Origin of the sequence: Pseudomonas sp. MD195_PC81_125, from assembly GCF_014060985.1 — a bacterium.
GTDB lineage: Bacteria > Pseudomonadota > Gammaproteobacteria > Pseudomonadales > Pseudomonadaceae > Aquipseudomonas > Aquipseudomonas parakoreensis.
This window is the reverse complement of sequence record NZ_JABULD010000586.1, coordinates 1-6621: the sequence shown is the minus strand read 5'-3', so window position 1 is coordinate 6621 and position 6621 is coordinate 1. Positions and strand designations below refer to the sequence as shown.

General features: G+C 60.4%; 8 protein-coding genes and 1 pseudogene. 1 reads left to right on the top strand and 8 read right to left on the bottom strand.

Features of this window, described 5'->3' with window-relative positions:
* Positions 1–436 precede the first annotated feature (436 nt).
* Positions 437–796, top strand: a pseudogene (locus HT737_RS23755) (DUF6124 family protein).
* 247 nt (positions 797–1043) lie between these two features.
* Here the strand turns inward: HT737_RS23755 and flhB are convergent.
* From flhB to fliL, 8 genes are read right to left on the bottom strand one after another with little or no spacing between them, the layout of a single operon-like run.
* Complete coding sequence (flhB, locus tag HT737_RS23750) at positions 1044–2183, bottom strand: flagellar biosynthesis protein FlhB (RefSeq protein ID WP_047292558.1); 1140 nt, start codon at positions 2181–2183, stop codon at positions 1044–1046.
* A gap of 3 nt (positions 2184–2186) precedes the next feature.
* Complete coding sequence (gene fliR, locus HT737_RS23745; RefSeq protein WP_047292556.1) at positions 2187–2972, bottom strand: flagellar biosynthetic protein FliR; 786 nt, start codon at positions 2970–2972, stop codon at positions 2187–2189.
* A 3-nt stretch (positions 2973–2975) separates the two neighbouring features.
* Positions 2976–3245 (bottom strand): flagellar biosynthesis protein FliQ, encoded by a 270-nt coding sequence (fliQ, locus tag HT737_RS23740; RefSeq protein WP_041072975.1) that lies wholly within the window; start codon positions 3243–3245, stop codon positions 2976–2978.
* Entirely contained in the window at positions 3242–4000 is a 759-nt protein-coding gene (fliP, locus tag HT737_RS23735; RefSeq protein WP_047292554.1) for a flagellar type III secretion system pore protein FliP, read from the bottom strand. Before fliP ends, fliQ begins: the two co-directional genes overlap by 4 nt.
* Positions 4000–4452: a flagellar biosynthetic protein FliO gene (fliO, locus tag HT737_RS23730; RefSeq protein ID WP_047292553.1), complete on the bottom strand. Its 453-nt coding sequence runs from the start codon at positions 4450–4452 to the stop codon at positions 4000–4002. The genes fliP and fliO overlap by 1 nt, the downstream gene beginning before the upstream one ends.
* Positions 4453–4911, bottom strand: coding sequence for a flagellar motor switch protein FliN (gene fliN, locus HT737_RS23725; RefSeq protein WP_003222891.1), 459 nt, complete (start codon positions 4909–4911; stop codon positions 4453–4455). It abuts the gene before it with no gap.
* Between the two features lie 56 nt (positions 4912–4967).
* Positions 4968–5936, bottom strand: coding sequence for a flagellar motor switch protein FliM (fliM, locus tag HT737_RS23720; RefSeq protein ID WP_003222890.1), 969 nt, complete (start codon positions 5934–5936; stop codon positions 4968–4970).
* A 9-nt stretch (positions 5937–5945) separates the two neighbouring features.
* Positions 5946–6449, bottom strand: coding sequence for a flagellar basal body-associated protein FliL (gene fliL / locus HT737_RS23715; RefSeq protein WP_041072981.1), 504 nt, complete (start codon positions 6447–6449; stop codon positions 5946–5948).
* Between the last annotated feature and the right edge of the window lie 172 nt (positions 6450–6621).

Genomic DNA, 6621 nt, shown 5'->3' with positions numbered 1-6621 from the left:
GGCTCGCTCCCACAGTGGAAATGCATTCCAAATCCGGGAGTGAAATACATTCCGAATGTGGGAGCGAGCCTGCTCGCGAAGGGGTCAGTGCAGTCAGCGCAAATTGCTCTTTTAAACTCTGGTGTTTAAGACACTTGAAGACACGCCTTTTGGGCTACACATCCTTGCGCCATTGCCTACAGCTAAGCCAGAATCTGCCGGCTTGTGCGCCTTGAGGTCGGGTTCTATTGTGGGTCGGTCGCTGATTGTTCAGTGATCGGGTTTAGCAGCCCGGATTTTTCTCTAGACGCACAAAGTCCGTTGCCGTTATGGCGGCTTTGCGTGGGGCACTTCGGTGCGCCGGGTTCTAGAGTCCTGGTCTGCTAACCCGCGTACAGCCGCCACCTCCTTCGTTAGCAGCGAACGGTGTCGGCCTCACCACTCTAGAGGCTTCATCATGATCAAACCAACACCCAACCCACCCGAAACCGACGCCACCTCCCCCTACGAATCCCTCGACTCAAAAAAACTCCACGAAGCCGCCGACCGCGCCCTCGACCACTACCTCTGCCCGCCCGGCGGCGCCCCCATTCAACGCAAAACCCGCTCGATGTAAGCCGTGACCGCAGACTTCAAAAACGAGGAGCTGCTGGCCGATGCCTGCGAAACCCTGGCCTCGGCCAGAACCATCGCCCACGACTTCGCCCACCTCATACCCGCCTCGCAGCGACGAACGCTGCTGGGCATCGCGCAATTGATCATGCTTGGCGAGCTGGCGGTGAATCGGGCGCTGGATAATCTGCAGTTGGCGGGCTAAGAAGGCAGACAAGAACCTGTGGCGAGGGGATTCATCCCCGATCGGCTGCGCAGCAGCCGCAAATCCTGAATCCTTGATATTTCGGGGGATCGTGGCGGTAGGTTTTGGGGCTGCTGCGCAGCCCGTCGGGGATGAATCCCCTCACCAACAATGACGGCGACAGGAACCAAAAATATCATTGGGTCAGGCATAAAAAAAACCGCCGCCTCGTCAAATCGGGGCGGCGGTTTTTTTCATCACAGTGACGTCAGGAATCGCGCCGCAGATCCGGCGGAATCGGCAAATCGTCCTTGAGCGGATCCGGGCGCTTGCCCTTGCCGGCGCGGTACTGGCGGATCTGGTAGACGTAAGCCAATACCTGAGCGACCGCCAGGTACAGGCCGCCGGGGATTTCCTGTTCCAGCTCGGTGGAGTAATAGATCGAGCGTGCCAGCCCCGGCGACTCGAGGAGCATGACGTTGTTGGCGACGGCGATTTCGCGGATCTTCAGCGCGAGGAAATCGCTGCCCTTGGCCAGCAGGACCGGCGCGCCGCCCTTCTCCGAGTCGTACTTGAGCGCCACGGCGTAGTGGGTCGGGTTGGTGATGACCACGTCGGCGTCGGGAATCGCCGCCATCATCCGCCGCTGCGACATCTCGCGCTGGGTCTGGCGGATGCGCTGTTTGACCTCCGGCCGGCCTTCCTGATCCTTGTGCTCGTCGCGCACCTCCTGCTTGGTCATCAGCAGTTTCTTGTGGCTTTCCCACAGCTGCACAGGCACGTCCACCGCAGCGATGATGATCAGCCCGCAGGCCAGCCACAGCGAACTCCAGCCCACCAGCGTCACGCTGTGAATGATCGCCTGCTCAAGCGGTTCATGGGCGATCCGCAGGAAGTCATCGATGTCGGCCGACAACACCATCAAGGCCACGAACAGCGTGATGATGAACTTGGCCAGCGCCTTGACCAGTTCGATCACGGCCTTCATCGAGAACATGCGTTTAAGGCCCGCAGCGGGGTTCATCCGGCTGAATTTCGGCGCCATGGAGCCGGCAGCGAACAGCCAGCCGCCGAGGGAGATCGGCCCGATCAAGGCGGCCAGCAACAAAGTAATCATGACCGGCTGGATCGCAACCAGGGCGATCTTGCCCGAGACCAGCAGGAAGGTGCCCATGGATTTCTCGTCCATGATCACTTCCCGCGAAAGGTTGAAATTGAGGCGCATCAGGTCCATCAATTCCTGCGCCAGCATGCCGCCAAAGATCAGCAGACCACCAGCGCCGGCGAGCATCACCGCGAGGGTGTTGAGCTCTTTGGAGCGGGCAATCTCACCCTTCTCACGGGAGTCCTTTTTGCGTTTCTCCGTGGGGTCTTCTGTTTTGTCCTGACCGCTTTCGCTCTCAGCCATGCCTCAGCGCGCCCGTGCCAGTTCGCGTAACAACTGCAAGGCCTCGGAGGCCAGCGGTTGATACTGATTGAGGATGTCCGCCAGACCGACCCAGACGATGAACAGGCCCAGTACCAGGGTCAGCGGAAAACCGATGGAGAAAATGTTCAGTTGCGGCGCGGCGCGGGTCATCACGCCGAACGCGATGTTGACCACCAGCAGCGCGGTGACCGCCGGCAACACCAGCAACAACGCCGCCCCGAGCACCCAACCGAGCTTGCCGGCCAGTTCCCAGTACTGCGCCGTCATCAAGCCGCCGCCGACCGGCAGCGTGGTGAAGCTCTCGGTGAGCACTTCAAAGACTACCAGATGGCCGTTCATCGACAGGAACAACAACGTCACCAGCATGGTGAAGAACTGGCCGATGACCGCCACCGAGACGCCGTTGGCCGGGTCGACCATCGAGGCGAAGCCCATGCCCATCTGGATCGCGACAATCTGCCCGGCCACGGCAAACGCCTGGAAAAACAGTTGCAGGGAAAACCCCAGCACCGCGCCGACCAGAATCTGCTCGCCAATCAGTAACCAGCCACTGAGCGCCAGCGGATTGACCGCCGGCATCGGCGGCAGCCCCGGGGCAATGCACACGGTAATGGCCACGGCGAAATACAATCGCACACGGCGTGACACCAGGGTGGTGCCGAACACCGGCATGACCATCAGCATCGAGGCGACACGAAACAGGGGCAACATGAACGACGCCACCCAGGTACTGATCTGGGTGTCGGTCAGCTGAAGCAGCGATTGCATGGCTTAGCCGATGACCATCGGAATGTTTTTGTAGAGCTGGATGATGTATTCCATGAACGTCTGCACGATCCACGGACCGCCCACAATCAACGTCACCAGCATCACCAACAGACGCGGCAGGAAGCTCAGGGTCTGTTCGTTGATCTGCGTCGCGGCCTGAAACATCGCCACCAACAAGCCGACCAACAGACTCGGCACCACCAGAATCGCGACCATCAAAGTGGTCAGCCACAGCGCTTCACGAAAGATATCGACCGCCACTTCCGGCGTCATGGCGAAACACCTCCGAAGCTACTGGCCAGGGTGCCGATGATCAACGCCCAGCCATCCACCAGTACAAACAGCATGATCTTGAACGGCAGCGAAATGATCAGCGGCGACAGCATCATCATACCCATCGCCATCAGCACGCTCGCCACCACCAGGTCGATGATCAGGAACGGGATGAAGATCATGAAACCGATCTGGAACGCGGTTTTCAGTTCGGAGGTAACGAACGCCGGCACCAGAATGGTCAGCGGCGCCTGATCCGGGGTGGCGATGTCGGTGCGCTTGGACAGACGCATGAACAGCTCCAGATCGCTGGTGCGAGTCTGGGCGAGCATGAAGTCCTTGATCGGTACCTGGGCCTTTTCCACCGCTTGCTGCGCGGTGAGTTTTTCCGCCAGGTACGGCTGCAGCGCATCGTTGTTCACCCGGTCGAACACCGGAGCCATGATGAACATGGTGAGGAACAGCGCCATGCCAGTGAGGATCTGGTTCGACGGCGTCTGCTGCAAGCCGAGGGCCTGACGCAGGATCGAGAAGACGATGATGATCCGGGTGAAACTGGTCATCAGAATCACGGCCGCCGGAATGAAGCTCAGGGCGGTCATGATCAGCAGGATCTGCAGGCTGACCGAATACTCCTGCGCGCCGTTGGCGTTGGTGCCCAGCGTGATCGCCGGAATCGACAACGGATCGGCGGCGAACGCCAACGGCGCGGCCAGCATCAGGGCCAGCGTCAAGACGATGCGTAGCGCAGCCATTACTTCTTATCCTTCTGATCCTTGCCGAGAATCTTCAACAGATGCTGGGCAAATTCCGGGGTCGCTTTTTCGCCGCTGCTCGGCACTTGCACCGGCTCCTTGAGCACATGCAGCGCGGTGATGGTGCCAGGACTGAGGCCCAACAGAATCTGCTCGTTGCCGACCTGCACCAGCATCAAGCGGTCACGCGGACCGAGCGCGCGGGAGCCGATCAGTTCGATCACCTGGCCCTTGCCCGCCGGCCCGGCCTGCTGCACCCGGCGCAGCAGCCAGGCGAGAAAGAAGATCAACCCCAGCACCAGCAACAGACCGAAGACCAGTTGCGTCAGTTGCCCGGCCACGCCGCTGCTGACCATCGGCGCGGTGGCAGCAGGCACGGTGGTCGCCGTCGACGGCTCGGCGGCCAGCACGCTCAATGGCAATGCCAGCAATGCCCAGAGAAACCGTTTCACTCAGCGCAGCTTCTTGATGCGTTCGCTTGGGCTGATCACGTCGGTCAGGCGGATGCCGAACTTCTCGTTGACCACCACCACTTCGCCGTGCGCGATCAGGGTGCCGTTGACCAGCACGTCCAGCGGCTCGCCGGCCAGACGATCGAGCTCGATCACCGAACCCTGGTTCAGTTGCAGCAGGTTGCGGATGTTGATATCGGTGCTGCCCACTTCCATTGAGATCGACACCGGGATGTCGAGGATCACGTCGAGGTTCGGGCCATCCAGCGTCACTGGATCGTTGTTCTTCGGCACGCTGCCGAACTCTTCCATCGGCAGACGGTTTGAGCTTGCCGCGCCAGCGTCGGCGGCCAGCAGCGCGTCGATGTCAGCCTGGCTGCCATCACCGGTCTCTTCCAGGGCCGCAGCCCATTCGTCGGCCAGTGCCTGATCGTCCTGGGCGTTCATTTCGTCGTTCATCATTTGTCCTCGGCGGGCAACAATTCAGTTAAATGCGTGGGGGTGAGAGCGGCGCTTCAGCGCCGCTCGATCGGCTCGATCACCTGCAACGCGAGGTTGCCTTTGTGCGAGCCCATCTTGACCTTGAAGGCCGGTACGCCGTTGGCGCGCATGATCATGTCTTCCGGCATCTCCACCGGGATCACATCCCCCGGCTGCATATGCAGGATGTCGCGCAGTTTCAACTGGCGGCGGGCCACAGTGGCGCCGATCGGCACGTCGACATCGAGCACGTCCTGACGCAGGGCGTTGACCCAGCGCTCGTCCTGATCGTCGAGGTCCGACTGGAAACCGGCATCGAGCATTTCGCGCACCGGCTCGATCATCGAGTACGGCATGGTCACGTGCAGATCGCCGCCACCGCCATCGAGTTCGATGTGGAAGGTGGAGACCACGATCGCTTCGCTCGGGCCGACGATGTTGGCCATGGCCGGGTTCACTTCCGAGTTGATGTACTCGAAATTGACTTCCATGATCGCCTGCCAGGCTTCCTTCAGATCGACGAACGCTTGCTCCAGCACCATGCGCACCACGCGCAGTTCGGTCGGGGTGAATTCCCGCCCTTCGATCTTGGCGTGACGACCGTCGCCGCCGAAGAAGTTGTCCACCAGCTTGAACACCAGTTTGGCGTCGAGGATGAACAGCGCGGTACCGCGCAACGGTTTGATCTTGACCAGGTTGAGGCTGGTCGGCACGTACAGCGAGTGCACGTATTCGCCGAACTTCATCACCTGCACGCCACCGACGGCAACGTCCGCCGAGCGGCGCAGCATGTTGAACATGCTGATGCGGGTGTAACGGGCAAAACGCTCGTTGATCATTTCCAGGGTCGGCATGCGTCCACGGACGATGCGATCCTGGCTGGTCAGGTCGTAGCTTTTGACACTGCCGGGTTCGGCAGCGTTATCGGTCTGTACCAGACCATCGTCGACGCCATGCAACAGCGCGTCGATTTCATCCTGGGACAGCAGATCCTGCACGGCCATGTCGTGTTCCTACTGCAGTACGAAATTAGTGAAAAGCAACTGTTCGATCACCACTTTGCCCAGCTCTTTCTGCGCCACTTCCTGGACGCTGGCTGTGGCCTTCTGGCGCAACATCTCCTGGCCGACCGGGGTCGCCAGTGTGGCGAAATCCTGACCGGAGAAGAGCATCACCAGGTTGTTGCGGATCACCGGCATGTGCACTTTGAGCGCGTCCAGATCGGCCTGGTTACGCGCCAGCATGGTGATGCTCACCTGCATGTAGCGCTGACGGCCGTTCTGGTTGTAGTTGGCGACAAACGCCGGCGCCATCGGCTCGAAAATCGCCGGCTGCTTGCCGACCGGCGCGGTCTCGGCCGCGGCGGCAGGCTTGCTCTGAGCACTGTGCATGAAGTACCAGGTCGCGCCCACGGACACACCGATCGCCAGCAGCAGAGCCACCACGATCAGGATGATCATCTTGAGTTTGCCTTTGGTCGCGGGGTCTTTTACAGCTGCTGCTTCGCTCTTCGCCATGCCAATAATCCGTCACTAATCGGGTTTTCACAGTCGCACGGCAAGGCAAGAGCAAGTGTTATGCCAGAAGTGTCGGAGCGTTGGAGGAGCGGGATGCATGAATCGATACAAGCCCTGTGGGAGCTGGCTTGCCAGCGATAGCGATTGGTCTGACACATTGGTTCTGAATGTG

Coding starts and splice junctions, on each gene's coding strand:
- flhB (WP_047292558.1), bottom strand. CDS start 2,183: ATGGCTGAGAGCGAAAGCGGTCAGGACAAAACAGAAGACCCCACGGAG.
- fliR (WP_047292556.1), bottom strand. CDS start 2,972: ATGCAATCGCTGCTTCAGCTGACCGACACCCAGATCAGTACCTGGGTG.
- fliQ (WP_041072975.1), bottom strand. CDS start 3,245: ATGACGCCGGAAGTGGCGGTCGATATCTTTCGTGAAGCGCTGTGGCTG.
- fliP (WP_047292554.1), bottom strand. CDS start 4,000: ATGGCTGCGCTACGCATCGTCTTGACGCTGGCCCTGATGCTGGCCGCG.
- fliN (WP_003222891.1), bottom strand. CDS start 4,911: ATGAACGACGAAATGAACGCCCAGGACGATCAGGCACTGGCCGACGAA.
- fliM (WP_003222890.1), bottom strand. CDS start 5,936: ATGGCCGTGCAGGATCTGCTGTCCCAGGATGAAATCGACGCGCTGTTG.
- fliL (WP_041072981.1), bottom strand. CDS start 6,449: ATGGCGAAGAGCGAAGCAGCAGCTGTAAAAGACCCCGCGACCAAAGGC.